The 24,351-nt window shown below is 70.7% G+C and carries 19 protein-coding genes and 1 pseudogene; 12 read left to right on the plus strand and 8 right to left on the minus strand.

Going from position 1 to position 24,351, the window contains the following annotated elements; translation table 11 throughout:
• Positions 1–79: 79 nt before the first annotated feature.
• A complete protein-coding gene (locus ACIBA9_RS28780; RefSeq protein ID WP_399367454.1) occupies positions 80–2,620 on the minus strand; it encodes a SpoIIE family protein phosphatase in 2,541 nt (846 codons plus the stop codon).
• A 292-nt stretch (positions 2,621–2,912) separates the two neighbouring features.
• Here ACIBA9_RS28780 and ACIBA9_RS28785 point away from each other — a divergent pair, with 292 nt between their 5' ends.
• The 4 genes from ACIBA9_RS28785 to ACIBA9_RS28800 all read left to right on the plus strand — a co-directional run bounded on the left by ACIBA9_RS28785 (position 2,913) and on the right by ACIBA9_RS28800 (position 8,356).
• Complete coding sequence (locus tag ACIBA9_RS28785) at positions 2,913–4,979, plus strand: SpoIIE family protein phosphatase (protein ID WP_399367456.1); 2,067 nt, start codon at positions 2,913–2,915, stop codon at positions 4,977–4,979.
• A 64-nt stretch (positions 4,980–5,043) separates the two neighbouring features.
• A complete protein-coding gene (locus ACIBA9_RS28790; protein ID WP_399367458.1) occupies positions 5,044–6,141 on the plus strand; it encodes an alpha/beta hydrolase in 1,098 nt (365 codons plus the stop codon).
• A gap of 87 nt (positions 6,142–6,228) precedes the next feature.
• Complete coding sequence (locus ACIBA9_RS28795; RefSeq protein WP_399367460.1) at positions 6,229–7,461, plus strand: glucuronyl hydrolase; 1,233 nt, start codon at positions 6,229–6,231, stop codon at positions 7,459–7,461.
• Positions 7,462–7,615: 154 nt separating this feature from the next.
• Entirely contained in the window at positions 7,616–8,356 is a 741-nt protein-coding gene (locus ACIBA9_RS28800; RefSeq protein ID WP_399367462.1) for an SDR family oxidoreductase, read from the plus strand.
• Between the two features lie 42 nt (positions 8,357–8,398).
• Here ACIBA9_RS28800 and ACIBA9_RS28805 read toward each other — a convergent pair whose 3' ends face one another.
• Positions 8,399–8,872, minus strand: a complete 474-nt coding sequence (locus ACIBA9_RS28805) for a carboxymuconolactone decarboxylase family protein (protein WP_399367464.1) — start codon at positions 8,870–8,872, stop codon at positions 8,399–8,401.
• 574 nt (positions 8,873–9,446) lie between these two features.
• Here ACIBA9_RS28805 and ACIBA9_RS28810 point away from each other — a divergent pair.
• On the plus strand, positions 9,447–9,692 hold the full coding sequence (locus tag ACIBA9_RS28810; RefSeq protein WP_399367466.1) for a hypothetical protein: 246 nt from the start codon (positions 9,447–9,449) through the stop codon (positions 9,690–9,692).
• A gap of 461 nt (positions 9,693–10,153) precedes the next feature.
• Here ACIBA9_RS28810 and ACIBA9_RS28815 read toward each other — a convergent pair whose 3' ends face one another.
• The gene (locus ACIBA9_RS28815) at positions 10,154–10,630 is read right to left on the minus strand and encodes a MarR family winged helix-turn-helix transcriptional regulator (RefSeq protein WP_399367468.1); all 477 of its coding nucleotides are present in this window, start codon (positions 10,628–10,630) and stop codon (positions 10,154–10,156) included.
• 67 nt (positions 10,631–10,697) lie between these two features.
• Here ACIBA9_RS28815 and ACIBA9_RS28820 point away from each other — a divergent pair, with 67 nt between their 5' ends.
• Positions 10,698–11,621: an alpha/beta hydrolase gene (locus tag ACIBA9_RS28820; protein ID WP_399367470.1), complete on the plus strand. Its 924-nt coding sequence runs from the start codon at positions 10,698–10,700 to the stop codon at positions 11,619–11,621.
• A 683-nt stretch (positions 11,622–12,304) separates the two neighbouring features.
• Here the strand turns inward: ACIBA9_RS28820 and ACIBA9_RS28825 are convergent.
• Positions 12,305–12,850, minus strand: coding sequence for a hypothetical protein (locus ACIBA9_RS28825; RefSeq protein WP_399367472.1), 546 nt, complete (start codon positions 12,848–12,850; stop codon positions 12,305–12,307).
• 243 nt (positions 12,851–13,093) lie between these two features.
• Here ACIBA9_RS28825 and ACIBA9_RS28830 point away from each other — a divergent pair, with 243 nt between their 5' ends.
• Positions 13,094–14,020: a helix-turn-helix domain-containing protein gene (locus ACIBA9_RS28830; protein WP_399367474.1), complete on the plus strand. Its 927-nt coding sequence runs from the start codon at positions 13,094–13,096 to the stop codon at positions 14,018–14,020.
• On the opposite strand, the pseudogene ACIBA9_RS28835 reads toward ACIBA9_RS28830, so the two are convergent.
• Positions 14,020–14,204, minus strand: a pseudogene (locus ACIBA9_RS28835) (transposase family protein); the annotation flags it as partial. The gene ACIBA9_RS28830 and the pseudogene ACIBA9_RS28835 overlap by 1 nt on opposite strands.
• Before the next feature lie 113 nt (positions 14,205–14,317).
• Here ACIBA9_RS28835 and ACIBA9_RS28840 point away from each other — a divergent pair.
• On the plus strand, positions 14,318–15,616 hold the full coding sequence (locus ACIBA9_RS28840; RefSeq protein WP_399367476.1) for a ThuA domain-containing protein: 1,299 nt from the start codon (positions 14,318–14,320) through the stop codon (positions 15,614–15,616).
• Positions 15,617–15,720: 104 nt separating this feature from the next.
• Complete coding sequence (locus ACIBA9_RS28845; protein WP_399367478.1) at positions 15,721–16,854, plus strand: protein kinase family protein; 1,134 nt, start codon at positions 15,721–15,723, stop codon at positions 16,852–16,854.
• A 27-nt stretch (positions 16,855–16,881) separates the two neighbouring features.
• Here the strand turns inward: ACIBA9_RS28845 and ACIBA9_RS28850 are convergent, their stop codons facing one another.
• Together ACIBA9_RS28850 and ACIBA9_RS28855 are read right to left on the minus strand one after the other, a co-directional pair.
• Positions 16,882–17,685 carry an IclR family transcriptional regulator C-terminal domain-containing protein gene (locus tag ACIBA9_RS28850; RefSeq protein ID WP_399367480.1) on the minus strand — a complete coding sequence of 268 codons (804 nt, stop codon included), beginning with the start codon at positions 17,683–17,685 and terminating at the stop codon, positions 16,882–16,884.
• A 93-nt stretch (positions 17,686–17,778) separates the two neighbouring features.
• Positions 17,779–18,714, minus strand: coding sequence for a zinc-binding alcohol dehydrogenase family protein (locus ACIBA9_RS28855; RefSeq protein WP_399367482.1), 936 nt, complete (start codon positions 18,712–18,714; stop codon positions 17,779–17,781).
• 925 nt (positions 18,715–19,639) lie between these two features.
• On the opposite strand from ACIBA9_RS28855, the gene ACIBA9_RS28860 reads away from it, so the two are divergent.
• Entirely contained in the window at positions 19,640–20,710 is a 1,071-nt protein-coding gene (locus ACIBA9_RS28860) for a hypothetical protein (RefSeq protein ID WP_399367484.1), read from the plus strand.
• 114 nt (positions 20,711–20,824) lie between these two features.
• The gene (locus tag ACIBA9_RS28865; RefSeq protein ID WP_399367486.1) at positions 20,825–21,637 is read left to right on the plus strand and encodes a DUF427 domain-containing protein; all 813 of its coding nucleotides are present in this window, start codon (positions 20,825–20,827) and stop codon (positions 21,635–21,637) included.
• A 23-nt stretch (positions 21,638–21,660) separates the two neighbouring features.
• Here the strand turns inward: ACIBA9_RS28865 and ACIBA9_RS28870 are convergent, their stop codons facing one another.
• Positions 21,661–22,188, minus strand: a complete 528-nt coding sequence (locus ACIBA9_RS28870; RefSeq protein WP_399367488.1) for a GNAT family N-acetyltransferase — start codon at positions 22,186–22,188, stop codon at positions 21,661–21,663.
• Between the two features lie 208 nt (positions 22,189–22,396).
• On the opposite strand from ACIBA9_RS28870, the gene ACIBA9_RS28875 reads away from it, so the two are divergent.
• Positions 22,397–24,331, plus strand: a complete 1,935-nt coding sequence (locus tag ACIBA9_RS28875) for a glycoside hydrolase family 5 protein (RefSeq protein WP_399367490.1) — start codon at positions 22,397–22,399, stop codon at positions 24,329–24,331.
• The last annotated feature ends 20 nt before the right edge of the window (positions 24,332–24,351 follow it).

The following is a 24,351-nucleotide window of genomic DNA, read 5'->3' on the forward strand; positions in this document are numbered from 1 at the left end:
TCCGTCGCGATCCGTGTGGACGCCTGGGTCCGCTCGAAGTCCATCACAGGGCCGGCGCGGTGATCGCCCCGCCCCCGCCTCAGGGCAGTTCCTGCTCGGCCCAGATGATCTTTCCATCGCCTGTGTACCGGACGCCCCACCGGTGGGCGAGCTGGGCCACCAGGAAGAGGCCACGCCCTCCTTCGTCCGTGCTCCGGGCGTGTCTGAGCCGGGGAGCGGTACTGCTGGCGTCGGCGACCTCGCAGGTCAGGCGGGCGTCACGGAGGAGTCGTAGCCGGATGGGCGGGGTGGCGTAGCGGACCGCGTTGGTGACGAGTTCGCTCACGATGAGTTCCGTCGTGATGGCCAGTGCCTCCAGGCCCCACTCCTCCAGCCGGCGCGTGGCGCGGGCCCGCATGTCGCCGACGGCGGCCGGGTCGACGGGTACCTCCCAGGAGGCGACCTGATCGGGGTCGAGGACGCGGGTGCGGGTCAGGAGCAGCGCGATGTCGTCGGGCTGGGGCACCGGCACGAGTTCCCCCACGGCGGCCGCGCACAGCGCGCCGAGCTCTTCCCCGGTCCGGCACAGCACGCCCGCGAGCCGGGACATGCCCCGTTCCATGTCGTGGTCGCACCCCTGGATGAGGCCGTCGGTGAAGAGGCCGAAGAGGCTGTGCTCGGCCAGCTCGACTTCCGCGGACTCGAACGCCATGCCGCCCAGTCCGAGCGGTGGCCCGGCGGGGATCTCCGGGAAGTAGGCGTGGCCGTCGGGGGTGACGACGACGGGTGGCGGGTGGCCGGCCCGGGCCATCCGGCACCGCCGGGTGACCGGGTCGTACACGGCGTAGAGACAGGTCGCCCCGATGAACGTGGCCGTGCTGTGGGGGGCCGTGCCGGCGGCCGCCTCCTCGTCGCTCAGCCGCAGCACGAGGTCGTCGAGGTGGGCGAGCAGCTCGTCGGGGGGCATCTCCATGTCGGCCAGGGTCTGCACGGCCGTGCGCAGTCGTCCCATGCTCGCCGCCGCGGCGATGCCGTGTCCCACCACGTCTCCGACGACGAGGCCCACCCGGGCGCCGGACAGCGGGATCACGTCGAACCAGTCGCCGCCGACGCCGCCCGCCGGGTCCGCCGGGCGGTAGGAGGAGGCCACCTCCAGCGCGGTACCGCCCGTCAGGGCCGGGGGCAGGAGGCTGCGCTGCAGGGTGACCGCCGCCGTGTGCTCCCTGCTGTAGCGGCGGGCGTTGTCCACGCACATCGCCGCCCGGGCCACCAGCTCCCGGGCGAGCAGGACGTCGTCGGAGCCGAAGGAGACCGGGTTGCTCGACCGGGCGAAGGTGGCCAGGCCCAGGACGGTGTTCCGTGCTCGCATCGGTGCGGCGATGAGCGAATGCAGGCCGAACTCGCGCATCCGCTCGGTCCGCGCGGGCTCCTGGGTGGCCCACGCCTGGTCGGCCGGATCGAGGACCGGGACGAGGAGTGGATCGCCGTTGACGAGCAGGTCCACATCGTGGGGCGGCGGCAGGAAGCGGACCGGGTCGCCGATGCGCGCCACGGCTTCGGGGCAGCCGTCCCGTACCGAGCACAGCCCGGCGCGGCGCATCGCCGGAGGGGCGGATGCCAACGCGGCGTCCGGGGGCCACGGCCCCTGCCCCCCGCCGCCGGTTCCCCGGATGCCGCCGGTTCCGTCGGTTGCGTCGGCTCCTCCGGCTGCGTCGGTCGCGTCGGTGCCGAGCACGGTCTCCAGCAGGTCGACGACGACGAAGTCCGCGAAGCGGGGGACGGCGAAGTCGGCCAGCTCCTGAGCCGTACGCAGCACGTCGAGCGTCGTGCCGATGCTGGTGCCCGCCTCGTTGACCATCGACAGCAGCTGGCGGGCGTCCCAGCGCTCGGTGATGTCCATGACCATGTAGCAGACGCCGGTGATGGTGTCCGCGCCGTCCACGAGGGGGAAGAACGACGTCGAGTAGGCGCGGGGGCGGTGCGGGTCGGCCCAGCTCCATCCGCCGTACTCGTAGTCGGTCACCGGCACCCCCGTGGCGAGCACCTTGCGCATCAACCCCTCCAGGCTCTCCGCCTGCAACCCGGGCAGCAGCTCGCTCAGCCGCCGTCCCAGCCGCTGCTCGCGGGGCACCCCGCCAAAGCGTTCCAGGGTGTCGTTCAGCCACACGTACCGCAGCTCGGAGTCCATGACGGCCATGCCGAGGGGCGAGCGGGTCAGGAACCCGTCGAGGACGGACTGGCCCATGGTCCACTGACGACTCGGCTCACGCGCCGAGACCAGGAAGCACTCGTCGTCGCCGACACGGAAGGACGCCGAGACCCGCAAGTGCACGTCGACAAGGCGGCCGTCGCGGTGCCGTACGGTGATCAGCCCGCTCCAGCCGTTGCCGGCACGGCAGCGCCGCCTGATGCCCGCGATCCGTACCGGGTCGTCGGGCATGGCCGGCAGCCGGGCCACGGAGGCGCCGACCATCTCCGACGGCGGATAGCCGAGCAGGGCTTCGGCGCCGTGGGTCCAGCCGATCACGACGCCGTCCACCGAGACCACGGCCGCCGCGTCGCTGGACGCGTCGAAGAGATCGCCCGGTCCCCTGGACGGGGATGAGGCGACAGCTTCTGGATCTTCCGGCACATGTTCCATCAGATGAACCCATACACCACTATGAAGTCTTTTATACCTTTGTCATGTCTCTGGGCTGCCTGGTGCCAGAGAGTGCGCCGGACGGGCACACGGCGGAGGATGTTCCGTGAGCGGCCCGCGACGGCACATGCACACGGCGGGCGCGCGGGGCCGTGGGTACCGGCGCCCACGGGTTGGGTCCGCGCGGTGCCGGGGGCAGCATGGAAGAAGCCGGACCCGGGCCGCACGGACGCGTGGCCGGGGCGACGTCGACAGCCGGGTCGGCCGACCGGCCGGTGGAGGTGGATCCCGGATGGCAGTGGACTCCTCGGGGACCGGCCCCGACGCGCAGCGCCCCGAGCTGCCCCGGCCGACCGGCCTGCTGGACGTGCTGAGCGTCGCCGCGGTGGCCCTGGACACCCGTGGCCGCGTGGTCTTCTGGACCCCGCAGGCCGAGGAGTTGTTCGGCTACTCGGCGGAGGAGGCCCTCGGCAAGCACGCGGCACGCCTGCTCATCCACCCCGAGCATCTGCAGGCCGTGATGAGCCTGTTCTCCGACGTCCTGCAGAGCGGCCGGGGCTGGGCCGGCGCCTTTCCCGTGCGGCACAAGGACGGCAGCAGCCGCCTGACGGAGTTCCGCACCATGCGGCTGCTGGACGACCTCGGGGACGTCTACGCGCTGGGGATCGCGGCCGACCACAACCTGCTCCAGCGCGTCGAGACCGACCTGGCCCTGTGCGAGCAGCTGATCAACCAGTCGCCCATCGGGCTGGCCCTCCTCGACCCCGACCTGCGGTATCTGCTCGCCAACCCGGCGCTGGAACGCATCGACGGCATCCCGGCCGAGGACCACGTCGGCCGGCACCTCCGCGAGACCCTGCCCTTCCCGGACGTCGACAGCGTCGAGTCCGCCCTGCGTCAGGTGCTCACCACCGGCACTCCGCTCCTCGACCAGTTCCACGTGGGCCGGCCCGAGGCCGATCCCGACCACGAGCACGCCTGGTCGCTGTCCTTCTACCGCCTGGAGGATCCCGGCGGCCGGGTGCTGGGCGCCGCCGCCTCCGTCGTCGACGTCACCGAACGGCATCGCGCGGCCGGCGAGGCCGACCGGGCGCGCCGGCGCCTGGCGCTCGTGGCCGAGGCGTCCACGCGGGTCGGCACCACGCTGGACGTGCACGAGACCGCCCACGAGCTCGCCGAGATCGCCGCCCCGGCGCTGGCCGACGTGGTGGCGGTCGACGTGCTCGACGCCGCGCTGTCCTGTCGGCGTATGCGCAAGCCCGACAACGGCCCGGAAATCTTCCGGGCGCTCGCGCTGAAAGCCACCCATCCCACGGACGCCGTGCGCGCCGCCGACCCGCCGGGTGACCTCGCCGCCTACGACGGCGACCGGCTGGTCACCCTGTGCGTGCACACCGGCCGGCCGGTCCTGATCCCCCACGTCGAGGCGCAGGACCTGCCCCGCATCGCCCGGGACGCGCAGGCCGGTGCGCTGCTGGCCAAGGCCGGCGTCCACTCGTACCTGGCGGTGCCGCTGATCGCCCACGGCGAGGTGATCGGCGCCCTCGATCTCAAGCGCACCCGCAATCCGGCGCCGTTCGACGAGGACGACGTGGTCCTGGCGAGCGAGCTGGCCGGGCGGGCCGCCGTGGCCATCGACAACGCCCGGTGGTTCCAGAGCGTCCGCAACACCGCGCTCACCCTCCAGCGCAGCCTGCTGCCCGACCACTCGCCCCACCACACCGGTCTCGAGGTCGCCTCCCGCTACCAGCCGGCGCAGGCCACCAGCGAGGTCGGCGGCGACTGGTACGACGTCATCTCGCTGGCGGACGACAAGACGGCCCTCGTGGTCGGGGACGTCATGGGCAACGGCATCGACGCCGCCGCGACCATGGGCCGGCTGCGCACCGCCACCTGTGCCTACGCCGAACTCGACCTGGCCCCGGGCGAGGTGCTCCAGCACCTGGACAAGGTCACCTGCGATCTGGAGCACTACATCGTCACCTGCCTCTACGCCGTGTACGACCCCCGCACCAGGCGGTGCACCATCGCCAACGCCGGACACATGCCGCCCGCTCTCGCGCGGCCGGGCGGCGCCGCGGCCCTCCTCGACCTGCCGACCGGGGCCCCACTGGGCGTCGGGGGTGTCCCGTTCGAGTCGGCCACGGTCGAACTGCGCCCCAGCGATCTGCTGGTCCTCTACACCGACGGCCTCGTGGAGACCCGTCAGCACGCCATCGACGACCGCCTGAACGCGCTGCTGGGCTTCCTGGACGAGCCGCACCGGCCGCTGGAGGAGACCTGCGATCTCCTGCTGTACGGCCTGCGCAACCTCGACGACCACGACGACGTGGCCCTGCTCATCGCGCGGGCTCTCTGACAGGCGGACGGGCGGGCCGCCCTGGCGGCAACCACGGCCGCACGAGGGGTGGTTGACTACGCCCATGCGTGTCGGCGGTGGACCCGAGGGTGTCGGTGGCGCGCCCTCGCGGCCCGGTCCTGGCCCCTCCCCCGCCCCGGTGCCCCTGGCCGCTCCCCCACTGGATCCCGAACTGGCCGGTGTCTTGGCGACGTTGGGCGACTCGGTGCGGGAGCCGTTCACCCGGGAGAACCTCGCGGCGCGGCAGAGACGGGATGCCACGGCCCGGCCGCGGCCCACGGTCAGGGACCTCCAGGCCGACGGCCGTTTCGAGGTGGCCGAGTCGTGTGTGCCGCGGGCGGCGGGCGAGCGGGACGTCACGCTGGTGATCGCGCGTCCCGCCGGGATCACCGGGCCGCTGCCCTTGCTGTACTACCTGCACGGCGGCGGCATGATCATGGGCAACGCGTGGTCCGTACTCCCGCGTCTGCTGCGCGAATGGGCGCTCCCCCTGGGGCTGGCCGTCGCGTCGGTCGAGTACCCGTTGGCACCGCGGGCGCGCTATCCGCAACCACTGGAGGCCTGTTACGCAGGGCTCGCGTACGTCGCCGAGCAGGCGGCCGGCCTGGGCATCGACGCGGACCGTGTCGTCGTCGGGGGGAAGAGCGCCGGCGGTGGGCTCGCGACGGCACTCGCCCTCCTCGGCCGCGACCGGGGCGGCCCCGTACCGATCGGGCAACTGCTTCTGTCCCCGATGCTCGACGAGCGCGCCGACACCTGCTCCAGTCGCCAGATGGCCGGCGTCGACACCTGGGACCGCACCTCCAACGCCACCGCGTGGCAGGCGGTGTTGGGCGACCGGTACGGCACCGCCGATGTGCCGCCATACGCGGCCCCCGCGCGCGCCACGGATCTGTCCGGGCTGCCCCCGGCCTATATCGAGGTGGGCTCGGCCGAGACCTTCCGGGACGAGTGCGTGGCGTACGCCGACGCGATCTGGCGGGCCGGCGGCCAGCCCGAGCTGCACGTGTGGACCGGTGCCTGTCACGGCTTCGACACCTTCGCGCCCGGGGCGACCGTCAGCCAGGACGCCCACCACGCCCGCTCGCGCTGGCTCCGACGCGCACTGGGGCGACCCGAGGGAGACGACGGGCCTGCCGGCGCCACCCGTTCACGGACATGAACTCCGCCCATGTGGGTGTACGCCGGGGTGCCGGTCATGCCAGACTCCCTCAACGTCCTTGCGGCACCGCTTGATTGGAGGGCATCCATGAGCATTTCCCGGCGTACCGTGCTGGCTGTGACGGCCGGCGCCACGGTCACCGCCACCGCCGCCGCACCCGCGCACGCCGCGACCCCGTCCGCGGACCAGGAGCCGGCGTCGGCCGCGCGTGTGCTGCGCGACGCGGCGGACTACGCGGTGGAGAAGTTGCGGGCGATCGCGCCGAGGGTGAGCGGCTATCCCGTCGGGACGAAGTTCGAGAAGTGGACGTTCTCCCGGAACGGTGACTGGGTGGGAGGGTTCTGGCCGGGGACACTGTGGATGGCGTACCTCTACAGCGAGGACGACACCTTCCGCACGCTGGCACTCGACTCGGCGCGGGGACTCGCCCCCCGCCAGTACGACACCTCCACCCACGACCTCGGCTTCCTCTTCTACCCGTCCTGGGTCACCGCCTGGCGGCTGACGGGCGACGACAGCTGGCGCGACGGTGCCGTGCAGGCGGCCAGGTCGCTGGTCCGGCGGTACAACCCGCGCGGTCGCTTCATCCGTGCCTGGGGGGCACTCGACGACACCGGCAACGCGGGCCGGGTGATCATGGACACGATGATGAACCTCGATCTGCTGGCCTTCGCCAGCCGGCAGACCGGCGACGGGGAGTATCTGGGCGTCGCCGTGGAGCATGCCAGGACGGTGCAACGGTTCTTTCCCCGCCCGGACGGTTCGACCCCGCACGTGTACGACTTCGACCCCGACAGCGGCGCACCGATCGGCCCGAACACGGTCCAGGGCTACAGCGCCGACTCCTGCTGGTCGCGTGGACAGGCCTGGGGCGTCTACGGCTTCACCACCATGTACCGAAGGACCGGTGACCCAAGGTTCCTGGCCACGGCACGCAGACTGGCCGACTACGCGGTGGAAGCGCTGGGCACGGACCACATACCCGTGTGGGACTACCGGGCGCCACAGCAACCCCACGACGTCAAGGACGCTTCGGCGGGCGCCATCATGGCGTGCGGACTGCTCGACCTGGCCACGGCGACCGGCCGGCACACCTACCGCCAGGTCGCGGTGCGCATCCTCACCGCGTTGTCGCAGACCTGCCTGACGAGGAAGTCGGCCCGCGCCGAGGCGGTCGTGGCCCGCTGCACCCGCAACCGGCCGGCCGAGGACGGCATCGAGATCTCCCTGCCCTACGCCGACTACTACCTGCTCGAAGGGATCCTGCGCGTGCTGCGGCCGCGGGCCGTCGACCGGGCCGTCGACCTGTCGACACTCTGACCCCTGCCACACCTCCCGCCCCCGTCCTCCCGCCCCCGCCCCGTCCGTCCTGTCCGCTTTCTTTCCTTTCGTCCTGACTCTTGTGCGTGTTGCCGCACGGGTTCCGGCGATCTCGCCGGTATTCATGAAAGTCACTCGGCGGACGGAGACAGTGATGAAGATCGTGGTCATCGGCGGTACGGGACTCATCGGCTCGCAGCTGGTCGCCGTGTTGCGCGACCGTGGTCACGAGGCCGTGGCGGCCTCCCCTTCCACGGGTGTGGACGCCCTCACCGGTGAGGGACTGGCGCCGGCTCTCGAAGGCGCGGACGTCGTCGTGGACGTGTCGAACTCGCCGTCCTTCGACGCGGAGCCGGCGCTGGACTTCTTCACGCGGTCGGCCCGGCACATGATCGAGGCGGAACGGGCAGCGGGCGTCCGCCATCACGTCACGCTCTCGATCGTCGGTGCGGACCAGGTGCCCGACTACGGCTACTACCGGGCCAAGGTCGCCCAGGAGGAGGCCGTGCGGAGCGGCGGAGTGCCCTACAGCATCGTGCGCGCCACCCAGTTCTTCGAGTTCATCGCCCCGGTTATGGACATGTCCACGCAGGGAGGGCAGGTGCACCTGCCCTCCCTGCGACTGCGTCCGATCGCCTCGGCCGATGTGGTCGCCGCCGTCGCGGAGGCGGCTCAGGGCGAGCCGTCGAACGGCGTGCGCGGCATCGCGGGCCCCGAGATCGAGCGGCTCGACCGACTCGGTGAGATCACCCTCGCCGTCAAGCCGGACGGCCGCACGGTCGTCACCGACGAGACCGTCGGCCCGTTCGCGGGCATGCCCGACGGGGTGCTCGTCGGCGACGACACGACGCACATCGCCTCCACCCGCTACGAGGCCTGGCTCGAGCGGCGCTGACCCGTGCCGGTCGGGACACCGGCGCGGGGCGCGCCCTCCCGGTCAGGCGAACCGGCCGGGCCGGTAGTCACCGGCGGGCTGCTGGACCATGACGTTCCCGCGGTTGAAGGCGTTGATCAGGGATATGGTGCACACCAGGGCGGCGAGCTGCTCCTCGTCGTAGTACTTGGCGGCCTGGGCCCAGGCCTCGTCCGTGACGCCGCCGGCCGCGTCGGCGATGCGGGTGCCCTGCTCGGCCAGTTCCAGGGCGGCACGCTCGGCCTCGGTGAACACCGTGGCCTCCCGCCAGGCCGCGACCAGGTGGAGGCGCTCGGCGCTCTCCCCGGCGTGGGCGGCGTCCTTGCTGTGCATGTCCACGCAGAATCCGCAACCGTTGATCTGGCTGGCGCGGAGCTTCACCAGTTCCCCTGTCGCGGCCGGCAGCGTCGAGGCGGCGAGCACCTTGCCCGCGGCGACGAGGTGCTTGCCGAACTCGGCGGTGACGGCGTCGGCGAAGAGGTTAAGACGGGCTGCCATGGTGCGCTCCTGATGTCGTCGTAGGTGCCTGCACCGTCTTGACGAGATGGCTTCGCCGGCTGTGACATGACCGAAAGTGACGCCCATTACATCACCGCTGCCGGTGACGTTCAGTGACGGTCGGTGCACGTCCCGGTGCGCCGTGGACCCTCGGGGAGCGGACCGCCGTACTCGCCGTCTCGGCTCCCAACGCCGCGCGTCATAACGGTGGTTGGAGCCGCAGGAGGACGTCGCCCCACACCCCGCCGTCCGGTCGGGTCACGCATGAGATCGTCCGCGGTCACCGATCCGCGCCCACACGCGCACACCGTGCCCGGATCCTCGGCGGGCCCGGGCCGCCGGTGGGCCGAGATGCTGGCTCGTCGGTGGGCGGTTAGCGTGATGAGAGAGGGCCGCGTTACGGGGGGTACGACGCCGGTGCAGCGAGGTCCCTGGTCACAGGGCATCTCGCCCACATCGCGCGACGTATCTCTCCCGACGCGGCAACACCCATGGCCGCACCGTGTCATCCCACGGCGGCCCGGCCATCCCCTCGGTCCAGAACCCTCTCGAGGGGCGGAAAGAAGGTAGGCCCATGAAAGGACAGCGCGCGAGGCGTCTCTTCGCAGCGTCGGCGGTCAGTGTTCTCATGGCCGGTGGCGCCGCCGTCGGCCTGTCGGGCACGGCTTCGGCAGCCACGCCGACACACGTACCCACCCACTACGGCTGCTACGGCGGTGGCTTCTACAACGGCTTCTGCAACGGCTACGGCGACCGCGGCGGCTACTTCCGCAGTGGTCTGCTCAACGGGGGCGGCGTCGTGGTGATCGTCCTGGGCTGAAAGCGTTAGGAACGAACAGCGACACGAACGCGACCGTCGCGCGCCGGACGACAGAACCTGAGGCCAGGGCCACGCCGCAGGTTGGCGAACCGTCCGGCGGGCGACATCGCGACCCATAGGCGGCCAGGACGGTGATGTGCGCGTAGGCGCATGTCACCGTTCTGGCCGCTCGGGCACTCGGGCACTCGGGCACTCGGGCACTCGGGGGCCATGCTCTCGGACATGCGGGTGGCCGTGGGCGGGGCACTCGGACGGCATCGCGGGCAGGACCGCGCTCAGTTCGTACCACTTCCACGGTCCAGCAGCCGACCTCGGCGGACGGGGCGCCCCGCGTGACGTCCTTGAAGGCTGCGTGCTCCGGGCAACAGCCCCTCCTCCTGCCCGGCTTGGCGTTCGGCGGCGAAGGCCAAGCGGTCACCGGCGCAGCACACCGGGGCAGTCGCGCTGGATGCGCATGCCGGTCAGCCAGTGGGCAGGCCGATCTGGTCGCGTTCGAGTACAGAGCGCAACTCCGCGACGATCTGTGCGGCGCCCGGTCCTGAGGGACCGCCCAGGACGTCTGCGGTCAGCTCGGCCAGCGTGTTGGTGAAGGTCGCCTCCGCCGCCTCGACGAGTTGCAGGCCTCCGGCGGTCAGGTCCAGCAGTGATGAGCGGCGATCCGATGGATTGGTTCGCCGTATGACCCAGGCCTGCTTCTCCAGGCGGTCGATGCCCTTGCTGGTCGCGCCGATCCCGATGGCGAATTCGGTGGCGAGGTCCGCGACCCGGGACCCGGGGTGGTCGCGCAAGAAGCGCAGGAACTCGAACTGCGAGGTGACGATCCCGTGCCGCTCGCGAAGGCGGTCGTTCAGCGCGTTGTAGAGGCGTGTCTCGCAGCGGACGAGATCGGCGAAGAAGCCCGGGAGGTCGATCGGGGCACGGCTTGACTTGGATGCCATGGCATATATTCTAGCCTAGATGCCTAGGCATATAATTCTTTGGCATGTACTTGCGATGGAGGCGACAATGAGCAGGCAGCAGCGCGCGGAAATCGACGCGATGGTCCGACAGCCTCGACCGGAGAACCCTCGGTCGGTGGAGGAGCTCCGCGCCGGGTTCAGGGCGATGATGGGGCAAATGATCGTCCGGGCCGGGATCCGCACCCGGGCTGCGACGCTCGGCGATCGGCCCGCGCTGCTCGTCGAGCCGACCGACACTCCCAAGGTCGGGACGATCCTCTACTTTCACGGCGGCTCCTACGTGGTCGGTTCACCGGAGACGGCGATGTCACTGACGGGGAACCTGGTGACGAAAACAGGGTTCAGGGCGTTCTCCCTGGATTACCGGCTTGCCCCTGATCATCCGTTCCCGGCCGCGATCGAGGACGGACTGAGCGCCTACCGCGCACTTATCGACAGCGGCGAAGACCCTTCGGCGATCGCGTTCGCCGGGGACTCCGCCGGTGGCGGCCTCACCGTCACCACCTGCCTCGCCGCCCGCGACGCGGGCCTGCCCATGCCCGCCGCAATCGTGGCGTTCTCCCCCGGACTCGACATGACCCGGACAGGCGAGAGCATGGACACCAAGGCGGGCATCGACCCGTTCTTCACGCGTGAAAGCCTGGAAAACACCGGGGCCATGTACCTTGCGGGACAGGATCCGCATCAGCCCATGCTCAGCCCCGCCACCCTCGCCGACCTGACCGGCTTCCCTCCGATGCTTCTGCAGGCGGGCACCAACGAAATACTCCTGGACGACTCCACACGCATGGCCACGCGCGCGAGGGAAGCCGGAGTGGACGTCATCCTGGACATCACCGCTGACGTTCCACATGTCTTCCAGGCGTTCGCCGGCGTCCTGGACGAAGCCGACGAGGCACTGGACCGCGCCGCCCTCTTCCTCAGTCAGCACCTCCGCACCAGGGGCACGGCACGCACACCGGCAGGCTAAAGCCCGCAGGCGGCCACATACGGACCCCGGTCCGAACTCCGGGCCCCGGCTCGCCGTTCCGATTCCTGGCGGCCGACACGCCACCTCGCTCCGAGGGCCGTTCAACACCCCGGCGGCGCGTTCTCCGTGGGCAGTGACTCACGGAAGCTAGATCGTCTTACGTGACGCGAGTGCAACTGACCGACAAAGGATGGGAGTTCATCGAACCGTATCTGCCGATCGGCGGGTACGGCCCGTACCCCGAGCGGCTGCGGCAGCAGTTCGAGGGCGTGATCCGGCGGTTCAAGACGGGCGGGCAGTGGCGGGAGATGCGGACCGAGCCCGGCGTACGGCAACTGGCGAGGCGTCTACAACCGGCTGCGGATGTGGGCCGTGGACGGAACCTGGGAGCGGGTGTTCACCGCTTTGGTCGCCCAGGCCGACGCGGACGAGGACCTGAGCTGGGCCGTGTCGGTGGACTCCACGATCGTGCGGGCTCACCAGCACGCGGCCGGGGCGCGCAAAAAGGGGCCCCGGCCGGCGCCCGGGCTGCCCTCTGGGCGTCGTTCAAGCCGCCGCCCTGCGCGTACCTCACAGTGACAGCAATACAGCGCAGCGAGCTCAAGGCTCAGCAAGCTCGGGAAAGTGCCGGGTTGGGGCGGCTCGGTCAGCGAAGGCGAGTCCCTCGAATTGGCCGCCCCGACTCAGAAGCAGTTGCGGATGTAGTAAACCTCGTCCCACCTCTGATCGAAGATTGCATCTCCGGTCGGCCAGAAGCGATTTACGATGTTGTAGCCCTGGTCGTAGTAGCGCGATTCAACGCCGCCAGTCTGATTGTCGACGTACTGGCCCCAGTCGTTCCAGTAGAACACCTTGTACAGGGCACAGCGGGACAGGTTGAAGACCTTCCACTTCGCCGTCGTGGGATCCCACACGGCAGGGCAAAGCACCCCCGAGTGGCAAGGGACAATGTCGCCCGGATCGTTCTCCGTTGTGTTGACGGATGGGTCGATCCACGGAGAAGTCGCGTCTGGCGCCAGTGCTGCCGCTGAGTGGGCACCACGAGGTGCCGGAGGCAGCTTTATGAAGTAGGTTCCCACCTGATGATTCGATGGAGCGGCGGCCTGGGCCTGAGTCGATCCGACGGCAAGATTAGCCGCCAGTAGCCAGACCACGGCGCTGATCACGGCGAAGACTGAGCTCTTGACACGCATTCTGCGATATCCCCCTACTGTGACGACAATACGCATGAGCTTTGTCGTGCACCTCAGGGCGTGCCAGGACATTCAACGTGCGCGTTGCGCACCCCTGAATGACAGCGCGGGCCCAGTAAATACCTGGGCCAGCCCAAGCACGCCCGAGGGCGCTGCAGGTGACGAGCTTATGTGCCGCCCGAGAGGCGCAAGCACCATGACGTGCACCGTGACTCCCCAGTTCGTGCAAACGCGACTGTAGAATGCCCGCGCAGACGGGCGATCTGGGAGTGCACCGGCATGACGGACAGCAACGATTCTCGTTTAAGCGGAACAGAGTCCTTCGAGGCAGCGGCCTCGTCCTTGTTCGCCCCGCTGCGGGTGACCGATCCCGAGCCCCCGGAGTTCCAGGCCACGGTCGACCACACGGCCATCGGGCCTGTGATCGTGGCCCGCATCCACGCCACCGCCGCGACGGTGACGCGGGACAGCCACAACATCACCTCCACCGACCGGGAGTTGATGCACCTTACTCTGCACCATCGGGGCCGGCTCATCGTGACCCAGGACGACCGGACCACCGTGCTGAAACCCGGTGAACTGTTCGCCTGTGATAACACTCGGCCCTACCGGCTCGTCGGCGTCACCCCCAGCGACATGACCGTGCTCTGTGTGCCCCGCCCAAGCCTCGGCTGGCACGCGGACTCCATAGGCCGCCGCACTGCACTGCCCATATCCACCCAATCCAAGCCCGGAAGACTCCTCAGCTGCGCGTTGTCCGGACTGGACGAAGACCTCCCCAGCCAAGCGCCAGCACGCATGCACCTGGTCGACGCCGTCATCTCGCTACTGCTCGCCGCTTTCACCGACACCAGCCCCGAGCGGGCCACCGTCGCCAGCGCCCTCGCCGACCGCATCCGCGCCTATGCACTGGCGAACCTCGACGACGACCAGCTCAGCGCCGAACAGGTCGCACGCCGGCATCAGATCTCCGTCCGACACCTCCACACACTCTTCCAGCGCGGTGACCTGACCTTCGCTGCCTGGATCCGGCATGAACGTCTGCTGCGGATCCGACGCGACCTACTCAACCCCGCCTACGCCGACCGGTCCACCGCCGCGATCGCGTCACAGTGGGGCGTACTCGACACCAAGCACCTCGGCAGAGCACTGAAAACCGAGTTCGGCGAAACCGTCAGAGACCTACGCCGCGCACACAAAGAGTAAGCCCACCGCTTGCGCTGCTGCAGGGCGAGCGAGGGTGCGAGGTGGTCGATGATGCGGCCAGCCGCAGACTGGACACCTCGAACTGCGGCGCCAGTTGACGCAGGGGGAGGTTGGTCCGCTGGTACGCGGCGACCAGCAGCACCCGGTCCTCCAGCGGCAGGCTCCAGGGCCGACCCTTGCGCACCGGCGGTTGGTTCAGACCTTCCACTTCCCAGGGGGCCCTCACAGGGTCTTTACTCAAGCCTTGAGTTAACAGTAAAGCCGCTCGCCCCCCACCTCCGTACGACAGGAGCACACGTGCGCACTGGCAGCGCCTCCTCCCCCGTCCCGTCCTTGCTTCCCAGACTGTTGCTCCTGCTGGCCCTCCTGCTCGGCCTGGCCCAAGCGCCGGCGCAGGCCGCGCCCCGGGCCGCCGCCCCCTTCAAGGTGCTGGCCCTGTACAACGGCACCTGGGACGCGGCACACATCAGCTTCGCCAAAGAGGCGAACGAGTGGTTCCCCCGGCAGGCCGAGGCCAACGGGTTCACCTATACCGCCAGCAACGACTGGGACCTGCTCGCCAACGGCGGGGTGAAGGCGTACCAGGTGGTGCTCTTCCTCGACGATCTGCCCCAGACGGCGGCCCAACGCACCGGTTTCGAGCAGTACATGCGCTCCGGCGGTGGCTGGCTGGGCTTCCACGTCTCGGCGTTCACCACGAACGCCTCGGGCTGGTCCTGGTACCACGACCAGTTCCTGGGGTCGGGCAACTTCCGGTCCAACACCTGGGGGCCGACCTCGGCCGTACTGCGGGTGGAGGACCGCACCCACCCGGCGACCAGGAACCTGCCGGCCACCTTCGCCTCGTCGGTGAGCGAGTGGTACAGCTGGTCCAACGACCTGCGACAGAACCCCGACATCAAGATCCTGGCCTCGATCGACCCCAGCAGCTTCCCGGTCGGCACCGACCCCGACCAGACCTGGTACGGCGGTTACTACCCGATCCTGTGGACGAACACCAAGTACAGGATGCTGTACGCCAATTTCGGCCACAACGCCATGGACTACTCCACCAACACCCCGCTGTCCTCGACCTTCGCCAGCGAGACGCAGAACAGGTTCGTCCTCGACGGACTGAAGTGGCTGGGCGGGGCGACGCAGACCCAGCCCCCGTCCGGGCCCATCTCGGAGTCGGCCTGGTACACGCTCCGCAACAGCGGCAACGGCACCTGCGTCGACGCCCGGGCCGCCGCCACCGCGAACGGCACCGCGGTGCAGCAGTACACCTGCAACAACACCACCGCCCAGCAGTACCAGTTCCGCTCCACGGACAGCGGATACCTGCGGATCACCAACCGGGGCAATCCCCAGCAGGTCGTCGACGTCACCGACCGCTCCACCGCCGACGATGCCCCGCTCCAGCTCTGGTCGTACGGCAACGGCCGGAACCAGCAGTGGCGTGCCGACCAACAGCCGGACGGCGCCTACCACTTCGTCGCCCGGCACAGTGGCAAGTGCCTCAGCGCGGCGGCCACGGCCGGCACCGGCGTCCAGCTCACCCAACGCACCTGCGACAACTCCGCCGCGCAGGCCTTCGCGCTGACGGCCCAGCCCTGACGGACGTCCGCCGCGCCCCAACGCGGGGCGGGGACTTCTGACATGATCCACAGCGTCTGACATGATCCACAGCGGCCTGTTCCGACGCGCCGCTGGAGTCACCGATGGACGAGACCGAACTGCCGCCGCCCGCCCGCGTGTCCGCGTACGCGGCCGTGGGCGCGCGACTCTCCCTGCTCAGCGACCGCAGGCTCGGCGAAGTGGTGGCCGCCGCGCCGGCTCACGGATCGGGCATCGGCGGCCGCAGGACGGAGATCGAGGTGGAGGGGGTGCCCGTGTTCGTCAAACGGGTCCCACTGACGGACCTCGAGACGCGTCCGGAACACGTACGCTCCACCGCCAACCTGTTCGAGCTGCCTCTCTTCTACCAATACGGGGTGGGCTCGGCGGGTTTCGGGGCCTGGCGGGAACTCGCCGCACACATCATGACGACCGCCTGGGTCCTGCGGAACGAGTACGCGGGCTTCCCGCTGCTCTATCACTGGCGTGTCCTGCCCGACCGGCCTCCGGCCGACTTCGCCGACGCGTTCGGCGGCGTGGACGGGGCCGTCGCGCACTGGGAGGGCTCGCCTGCCGTGCGCCGCCGGCTGGAGGCCATCGGCGCCTGCTCCTTCAGCCTGGTGCTCTTCCTGGAGCATGTGCCACAGACGCTCGGGGCCTGGCTCGGCGACGCCCGCGAGGCGGCCCTGACCGAGCCGGGAGGCGACGCGCCCTACGGCTGGGCAGAGGCCGCGGTGCGGCGCGGGGTCGAGTTCATGAGCGCACGCGGGCTGGTCCACTTCGACACCCACTTCGCCAATGTGCTCACCGACGGCCGGCAGGTCTACTTCGCGGACTTCGGGCTCGCCCTGAGCCGCGACTTCCGGCTCTCCGCACCGGAGGCCGCCTTCCTCACCGACCACCTGGTGTACGACCGCAGCTACGCGCCCGGGCACCTGCTGCGCCACCATCTCCCCGAGGCCGTGCGCGACGGCAGGGACCACAGCACCTTCCTCGGCGAATGGGCCGACGGCCACCGCCCCGGCGGCGTCCCCGCCGCCATCGGCGCGATACTCGACCGCCACGCCCCGCACGCCGTCGTCCTGGACGACTTCCACCGCCGCCTGCTCACCGAGAGCAAACGCACACCGTTTCCGGCGGCAGCGATCCGCGCCGCGTTGGCCACCGCCTCGGCGACCGAAGCGGACCAGGGTTCGACAGGCACACTCGGCCCGGATTCGCCCGGCGCGCTCGCCTAGTGATCGGCAACGCCCTCGGCCAGGGCTTCAGTCGGCCGGCCAGGCTCCGCCGAGCTGGCTCAGCCTGGCGGCCGCCGTGATGGTGGCGTAGATGTAGTGCTGCGGGGCTTCGGGCATGACGTCCATGGGCTTGAGCAGCAGCACCGCGCCCCAGATCGCGCCGTCCCAGATGACGGGGGCGGCGACGGAGTTCCACTTCGCCATGCACTCCTGGTGTCCCAGGGCGTAACCCTGGTCGCGGATGTCGGCGAGAGAGGCGAGCAGCTCACCACCGTCGCGGATGACGCCGGGTCCGGCTTCCTCCGGGACGGGGTCGGCGGCCACCCGCTGCTGGGTCTGTTCGGGCAGATAGGCGAGGATCGTCCGGCCCGAGGCGCCGGTGCGCAGCGACCGCGTGACCGAGAGGACGTCGCGCGGTGTCATCCCGAGTTCGACGAGGTCGGAGTCCCCCACCGCCATGTCCAGGCACTGCCTGCCCGCTATGCCGAACGGCGCCCTCATGTACAGGAAGACCAGGCCGTTGTCGGTCGCCCTGCGCAGGCCCTGGAGGACCTGGGTGGCCTCGCTGCCGGAGAGGTTGTCCTCGGCGAGTGCGTGAAGCCCCAGGTCGGCGACCGTACTGCCGAGCTGGTACAGCCCTCGGTCGATGCGCACGAAGGTGTTGTTGTAGGTCCCGGCGGTGAGCATGCGGCCGGTGGTGGAGTCGTCGAGATCGGCGACTCTGGCGATCTCGGACAGCCGGTGGGCACCGGGACCCAGGGTGATGAACGCCTGCTGCACCCGCATGAAGCGGTCGGCATAGCTGGTCCCGGTTCCGCGCTGTCCACTCATCGGCCGTACCCCCTTCGGTGCGCCCGCGCCCCTCCGACGGGGCGCGGTGGTACGCGGTGCGGGTGCTGCCGCGTACGGTGGGGCACAAGATTATTACGTGGTGGTATCGAGACTGAACTTGCCCATGCCGGTTCGGCTGTTGAGCACGCGATGCGCTTCGGCCGCGTCGGCGAGCGGGTAGGTTCCGCCGGTCACGACCTTGAGCGTGCCGTGGGCGACGGCGTCGAAGAGCTGCCTCATGGACGCCGTCAGCGGCAGCGTCCGGTCGGCGTACAGACGCGGGAGCCAGAAGCCGGAGACGGTGACGGACTTCTGCAGCAACGTGTGCACGGGGATGTCGGCCAGCTCCCCGCCGGCGAAGCCGTATACGGCGAGTGTGCCGCGCGGTCCGACGGCGTCGAGGGTCTGTCGCAGGGTCTTGCCGCCGGTCATCTCCAGCGCGGCGTGCACGGGGCCGCCCGCCGCGTCGAGGATCCGCTCCGTCAGGCCGTCCTCGTCCGAGGAGTCGACGGCCGCCGCCGCCCCGAGCTCCAGGGCCAGCCGGCGCTTCTCGTCCGTGCCGGCGAGGGCGATGACCCGTGCGCCCGCCTGGTGTGCCAACTGGACGGCGAGCGAGCCGACACCGCCGGCCGCGGCGGGGATGACGACGGTCTGCCCCTTGGTGATCTGAGCGACCGTGAAGAGGAGGTGGTACGCGCTGTTGCCCTGCAGGGCGAGAGGCACCGCTTGTTCGTCGGAGACCTCGTCGGGGATCTCCCACTGCAGCCGCCGGTGAACGGCCACCTTCTGCGCATAGCCGCCGCCTTGGGTCAGCGCCACGACCCGCTTGCCGTCCTCGGTGGTGCCGACGACCTCGTTACCAGGGATATAGGGCAATTCGACCGGTGCGAGATAGGTATTTCCCCGGACGTGCACATCCGCGTAGTTGACACCCGCCAACCGCACATCCAGCACTTGGTGTCCGCGCGCGGGCTCGGGGTCGGGAACGTCCTCCAACCGCAACACCTCGGGACCACCGAATTCCCTCATGACAATGGCGCGCACAGTACTCCGATCAACATGGGCAGGACGTGTGTACCACGACAGGCTAGGACATCGGCGCAAGGCCTCCGACCTGGGCACATTGCTACATACATCTTTCTCGCGTGGTGAGAAAGCATGCCTCCTTTCTCGCCAGACGAGAAAGTTGAGCTTCGAACTTCTCGTGAGATGAGAAGTCAAATGGGCAGGTTGCATTTGCTCTTGGGGAGAGACATAGTGATGCCGCCTCGCTTGCCGGGCACTTCTCTCACTGTCGGCCGCCACGGGGGTGCGGCCGGCAGTGCGGGAGACGGGGATCGTGTCATCGCCCCACGCCAGGACCCGGCAAGGAACCGAGGGAGGCAAACCTCGGGGCGGAGCCCAAGGGCTCCAGGAGGCGCACGGGGACGGGTGGAGGACGCCACATGAAGGACCGAGTGCCGCCGTTGATGCCGAGCCGGGCCGAGCAGGGGCGAAGCGGCTCCTGAGCCGGGCCGAAGACGCCTCGCCGCTTGTCGCGGTCCACGGTCGACGCCGCCCTGCCGACGCGGGTGCGCCCGCACGAGCGGCTCGACGCGAGAGGCGAGAGTCGAGACGCGCAGCCCGCGTCGATCGGCCGCCGCCGCGTCCGCACCGCGATCCACCCGATTCCCCGGCACCTCACACAGGAGGCTGCTGTGCCCCTTCGCCTCTTTCCGCTCCCGCCCCTCCCTCACCTTCCTCCCCTTCCTCCCTCTCCGTGTCCCGCACGGCGGCACGGTCCTTGCCCGGCCACACCTGGGAGCAACTGGCGCGGCAGAGCCCGCATCTGGTCCTCGCAACCGGCCGACACCCGGCCACACGGGCACCCGTCACCCGCCCCCCCCCCGTCCCTATCCCGCGTCCGCCGCCGTCTCTTCCGCCTGCCGCAACTTCCGCCCTGGAGCTCGTTCGCATGGCCATCGCCTCCACCGCACCCGTCGTCGCGTCCCCGTGCGCAACCACCACCGGCACCGTCGCGCTCGTCGCCCCCTGCGACGGCTCCTCCCACGCGGAGGCGTTCGAGCGCCGGGGCTGGCACACCGTGGCCGTCGGCTGTGAGGCATCGGCGCTCGGGAGAGCCGCCTACGGGGATTCGGTGGAGCATCGTGGATCCCTGCGGCAGACGGTCAAGGCGCTGCGAGGGCTGGGTGTTTCGGCGGTCGTCGCCGGGAGCGCGGCGGGGGTCGGGCTGGCGGACCGGATCGCCTGGCATCTGGGGATGCCGCTGGGCGATCCCGAGACATCGCGGTGGCGCCACGACCGTGGTGTCCAGGCGCCCGTCCTGGCCCGGGCCGGGATACCGGTCGACGACCCCTGCCAGGGCCCGACCGAACGGCCGCCCGCGCGGCGGTTCGTCGTCAACAGTGTCAGCCGGCCCGGCGCGGACGGGCATCCGGTCCACGTCGTCACCGACGTATGGGCCGAGACCCGCTCCGGCGATCAACTGCTGCTCCGCACTGACCTGTTGGACCGGCACGAGCCGCTGACGCGGGTGCTGTCGGCGTTCATGCCGGCTGTCCTCGACGCCCTGGGCGTGATGCGCGGTCCGGTCACCGCGCGCGTCGCCCACGACGAGCTCCGGGGTCCACGCCTCGTCTCGGCTCTGGCGGTGCCCGGTTCCTCCCCGGCCGACGAGGCGCTGCGCGTGGCGACCGGCTACGACCGGGCGGCGGACGTACTGGACACCTGGACTCCCCCCACGCCCGCACGGCGCGTGCCCGGTCCGGACGGTCACCGGGTCGTCCGGGTCCACCTGCGCCGCGGCGGCGGTGCCGCCGGCGGCCCCCGTCTCGGACACGTCCTGCGCCGACTGCCGACGGTGGTCGCCGTCAGCCCGGACCTCCTGGGACGCACTCCCCCCGGTGACGACGCGCGGTACCGCGAGGTCGTCCTCAGTGACGGCGATCCGGCGGCCATCGAGGCGGACTACCGCACCGTCCGGGACGTGGCGCTCGGAGGCGTTCACGGGGAACAACGCCACTGAGCCCGCCACCGTGCCGGGCGGGGTGTCCTGAGCGGAAGTGAGGGAGAACGAAGGCGAGACCGGGGAGACAAGGTGGGTGCCGCGAATGGAGAACGAGAACAGGAGAACACGGGCATGACCCCACCGAGCGCCGCCGCGTCCGCGCACCGCACCCCGGAGGGCCTCCTCTGGGAGCCCAGCGAACGCTGGGTCCGCGGCCGCAAGGGCGAGACCACGGTCGTCGACAGCCGTCACCCGGTCCTCGTCTGGGAGCCGGGCGTCCCGGTGCCGACGTACGCCTTCCCCCGCGAGGAGGTCCGCGTGGACCTGCTGCGCCCGGCCGGGAACCCGCCCGACGGCACACACACCGGGTCGACGGTCTTCTACGACCTGGAGATCGACGGCGAGCTGCTGGAGAACGCGGCCTGGACGTTTCCGGCCGCCGACCTGGCCGGGCACATCGCCTTCGAGTGGTTCCAGCGCACCGGCAGGGGGCTCGAGCACTGGTACGAGGAGGAAGAGGAGATCTTCGTCCACCCGCGTGACCCGTACAAGCGGGTCGACGCCATCGCCAGCAGCCGGCATGTGCGGGTCGAGCTGGGCGGGACGGTCGTCGCCGACACGCATCGCCCGGTGCTCCTCTTCGAGACGGGCCTGCCCACCCGCTACTACATCCCGCGCGAGGACGTCCGTCTCGATCTGTTCACGCCGACCGATCATCGGACCGGCTGCCCGTACAAGGGCACGGCGCGGTACTGGTCCTGGCGGGGTGAGGGGGATGTGCCCGCCGATGTCCTATGGAGCTACCCCGATCCGCTGCCCGCCGCGGCCGCCGTGAGCGAGCTGGTCGCCTTCTACAACGAGGCGGTCGACATCTGCGTCGACGGCGAACGCCTCGTACGCCCGGTCACCCACTTCACCCGCGCGCTCTCCACGGGTCCCCGGTGACCGGTCCCTGCTCCGTCCACCGCTCACGCCCCGGGGGACGGCCGGTGGTCTTCCGTGCCGGTCGCGAGATCGCCGAGGCCGCGTAGGTAGGACAGACCGGGACGGCCGCCGAGCCGTGTCTCGCCGACCACGGTGAACCCCGTTCGGGTCAGGACGGTTTGTGACGCCGCGTTGTCGAGGGTCGTCGCGGCCCGCAGGACGCTCAGCCCGTAGCGGTCGGCGGCGAGCCGGCACAGCTCCCGCACGGCCCCGGTGGCCAGCCCCCGGCCCGCGGCACGCCGTGCGACGCGGTAACCGAGGTCGGCACCACCATCCGCCAGGTCCATGAGGTTGAACCGCCCCAGCACCTCGCCTTCGGCACCGACCAGCAGATGGAAGCGGCACACCCCCGCCTCCTGCTCGGCGAGCAGGGCCCGATGCCGCTCGTCGAACCGGGCGAAGTAGTCGTCGCCCCGGTCCGGGACGGTCGCGGCGAAGTAGGCCCGGTTCTCCCGCTCGAAGGCGAGGAGCGCGGGGGCGTGATCCGGTCGGAGCAGCTGCAACTCGGGCATGGGAAGAGCCTATGCGGCGGCCCGACGCCCGCCCCTCGCACGCCGGCCGCACCCGGACGCCGGGTGGTGTGATCCGGACGGCGAACGGCCCGGGCCCTTCCCCTCACAGCGCGCCGTGGTGGACACTCCGCTGAGCCGGGGCCGCGTCTCCTCTCCAGTCGCTCCGGGAACAGTGCTCTCTCCCACCCCCACACCCGAGGGATGCCACATGCCGATCGCATCCGCCGTTCCGCGTCTGGCCGTCGTGGCCGCGGGGCTGCTGCTCATGGCCGCCACCTCCACGGGAGCCGGCGCCGCCACACCACCCCGGACGCCGGCCCCGCCCTCCGGTGGGGTCACCGCTGTCGCCGGGGCCGCGGACCCGGCTGCCTGGTCTCCACCGCTGTCCACCCAGGGCCGTTACATCGTCGACGGCCACGGCGACCGCTTCCGGCTGAAGGGCGCCAACTGGGACGGCGCCCAGGGGTCCTGGACGGGCAGCGGCAGCCCCGACGACCCCGCCAACCATCACGCCGGCCAGGACTCGCACGGCATACCCCTCGGACTCGATCGCGTACCTCTGGATCAACTCCTGGCCGACTTCCACCAATTGGGGATCAACACCATCCGGCTCCCGTTCTCCAACGAGATGATCCACAGCACGACCCCCGTTCCTGACGAGGCCGTCGCCGCCAACCCCCGGCTGCGCGGCAGGACACCACTGCGGGTGTACGACGCCGTGGTCGACGCGCTCAGCGACAGCGGGTTCGCCGTCATCCTCAACGACCACACCAACACCTCCCGCTGGTGCTGCGGCATCGACGGCAACGAACGCTGGAACAGCGCGCAGTCCACGCGGCAGTGGGCGGACGACTGGGTGTTCATGGCCCGCCGGTACGCCGACGTCCCCCGCGTCGTCGGCGCCGATCTGTACAACGAGGTCCGGCGCGACGTCCTGGACGATCCGAACTGGGGCCTGGGCGACGACCACGACTGGTACACGGCGGCCCAGACGGCCGCCGACCGCATCCTCACCGAGGCCGATCCCCGACTGCTCATCGTCGTCGAAGGCATCAACTGGACCGGCGTACCCGTGGACGGACTCCCGCACGGCCGCCCCGTGCTCACGCCCGCCCGCACCCTGTCCCACACGCTCGTCGACAGCCACAAGCTGGTCTACTCCGCCCACTTCTACGGCTACACCGGCCCCCGCCACAGCGGCGCCACCGGCATCGGGGAGACCCACGACGCCCGCTACCAGGACCTGTCGCGGGAGCAGTTGTACGCGGCGCTGGAAGACGAGGCGTTCTTCGCCGAGGAATCCGGTCGGCACTTCACCGCACCCGTCTGGGTCAGCGAGTTCGGCGTCGGCGCCGGTGAGACGAATCCGGCCGCCCGCGCCTGGTTCGCCGCCTTCACCGACTATCTCGCGGACCACGACGCCGACTTCGCCTTCTGGCCGCTCGTCGGCCACGCCGGGCACGACGACTGGGCGCTGCTGCGCTACGACGGCACAGGGCACCGAACCGGGATCCTCGACGCGGACGACTGGCGCGGTACGGCATGGCGGCACCTCATGAGCGCGCCGAGCGGGACCGGTCCGGTGGCGGCCGTTCCGGTCTGGCGGATGCTCTCCATCGACCATGGCGACGCCGTGGAGTCGGTACGCGTACGCGCGGCGGGCGACTTCGATTCCGGGGCGCGCAAGGCCGTCTGCCCCGACGGGCTGCGGCTCGTCGGGCTCGGACACACCGGCGGCCGGGGGCTGTGCACCGACAGCACGGCAGGCGATCTGCGCGCCGGCACGGGCGGCCAGACGGTCGTCACCGACGAGCGGTACGTCCCGGCCGGCGGGGACTGGGCCTCCGGCTACACCAAGTTGCAGTGCCCGGCGGGCGGCTTCCTGATCGGATACAGCGAACGGGGAGAGCGCGTGTCGGCGGCGCTGTGCGTGCCCGGGCGCAGCGCCCTCGGGGGTGTCGGGCGGACCGTCTGGTTCGACGGCTCCGACAACCGCCCCGCCGGCTCGGAGGGCGGGGACTTCGCCTCCGGCGCGTACAAGGGGCAGTGTGCGGCCGACGAGTACGCCGCCGGTATCGCCTTCACCACGCGGCTCGCGGCCCGTCCGGGCCCGGCGGCACTGCTCTGCCGCCGGCTGCCCTGACCCTGGGGAACCGGCAACGG

It is taken from the genome of Streptomyces sp. NPDC051452, from assembly GCF_044454765.1.
In the GTDB taxonomy this organism is placed as follows: Bacteria; Actinomycetota; Actinomycetes; order Streptomycetales; family Streptomycetaceae; genus Streptomyces.

Bases quoted from the DNA above. Each gene is read 5' to 3' on its own strand.
- ACIBA9_RS28780 (WP_399367454.1), bottom strand. From the start codon at position 2,620: ATGGAACATGTGCCGGAAGATCCAGAAGCTGTCGCCTCATCCCCGTCC.
- ACIBA9_RS28785 (WP_399367456.1), top strand. From the start codon at position 2,913: ATGGCAGTGGACTCCTCGGGGACCGGCCCCGACGCGCAGCGCCCCGAG.
- ACIBA9_RS28790 (WP_399367458.1), top strand. From the start codon at position 5,044: ATGCGTGTCGGCGGTGGACCCGAGGGTGTCGGTGGCGCGCCCTCGCGG.
- ACIBA9_RS28795 (WP_399367460.1), top strand. From the start codon at position 6,229: ATGAGCATTTCCCGGCGTACCGTGCTGGCTGTGACGGCCGGCGCCACG.
- ACIBA9_RS28800 (WP_399367462.1), top strand. From the start codon at position 7,616: ATGAAGATCGTGGTCATCGGCGGTACGGGACTCATCGGCTCGCAGCTG.
- ACIBA9_RS28805 (WP_399367464.1), bottom strand. From the start codon at position 8,872: ATGGCAGCCCGTCTTAACCTCTTCGCCGACGCCGTCACCGCCGAGTTC.
- ACIBA9_RS28810 (WP_399367466.1), top strand. From the start codon at position 9,447: ATGAAAGGACAGCGCGCGAGGCGTCTCTTCGCAGCGTCGGCGGTCAGT.
- ACIBA9_RS28815 (WP_399367468.1), bottom strand. From the start codon at position 10,630: ATGGCATCCAAGTCAAGCCGTGCCCCGATCGACCTCCCGGGCTTCTTC.
- ACIBA9_RS28820 (WP_399367470.1), top strand. From the start codon at position 10,698: ATGAGCAGGCAGCAGCGCGCGGAAATCGACGCGATGGTCCGACAGCCT.
- ACIBA9_RS28825 (WP_399367472.1), bottom strand. From the start codon at position 12,850: ATGCGTATTGTCGTCACAGTAGGGGGATATCGCAGAATGCGTGTCAAG.
- ACIBA9_RS28830 (WP_399367474.1), top strand. From the start codon at position 13,094: ATGACGGACAGCAACGATTCTCGTTTAAGCGGAACAGAGTCCTTCGAG.
- ACIBA9_RS28845 (WP_399367478.1), top strand. From the start codon at position 15,721: ATGGACGAGACCGAACTGCCGCCGCCCGCCCGCGTGTCCGCGTACGCG.
- ACIBA9_RS28850 (WP_399367480.1), bottom strand. From the start codon at position 17,685: ATGAGTGGACAGCGCGGAACCGGGACCAGCTATGCCGACCGCTTCATG.
- ACIBA9_RS28855 (WP_399367482.1), bottom strand. From the start codon at position 18,714: ATGAGGGAATTCGGTGGTCCCGAGGTGTTGCGGTTGGAGGACGTTCCC.
- ACIBA9_RS28860 (WP_399367484.1), top strand. From the start codon at position 19,640: ATGGCCATCGCCTCCACCGCACCCGTCGTCGCGTCCCCGTGCGCAACC.
- ACIBA9_RS28865 (WP_399367486.1), top strand. From the start codon at position 20,825: ATGACCCCACCGAGCGCCGCCGCGTCCGCGCACCGCACCCCGGAGGGC.
- ACIBA9_RS28870 (WP_399367488.1), bottom strand. From the start codon at position 22,188: ATGCCCGAGTTGCAGCTGCTCCGACCGGATCACGCCCCCGCGCTCCTC.
- ACIBA9_RS28875 (WP_399367490.1), top strand. From the start codon at position 22,397: ATGCCGATCGCATCCGCCGTTCCGCGTCTGGCCGTCGTGGCCGCGGGG.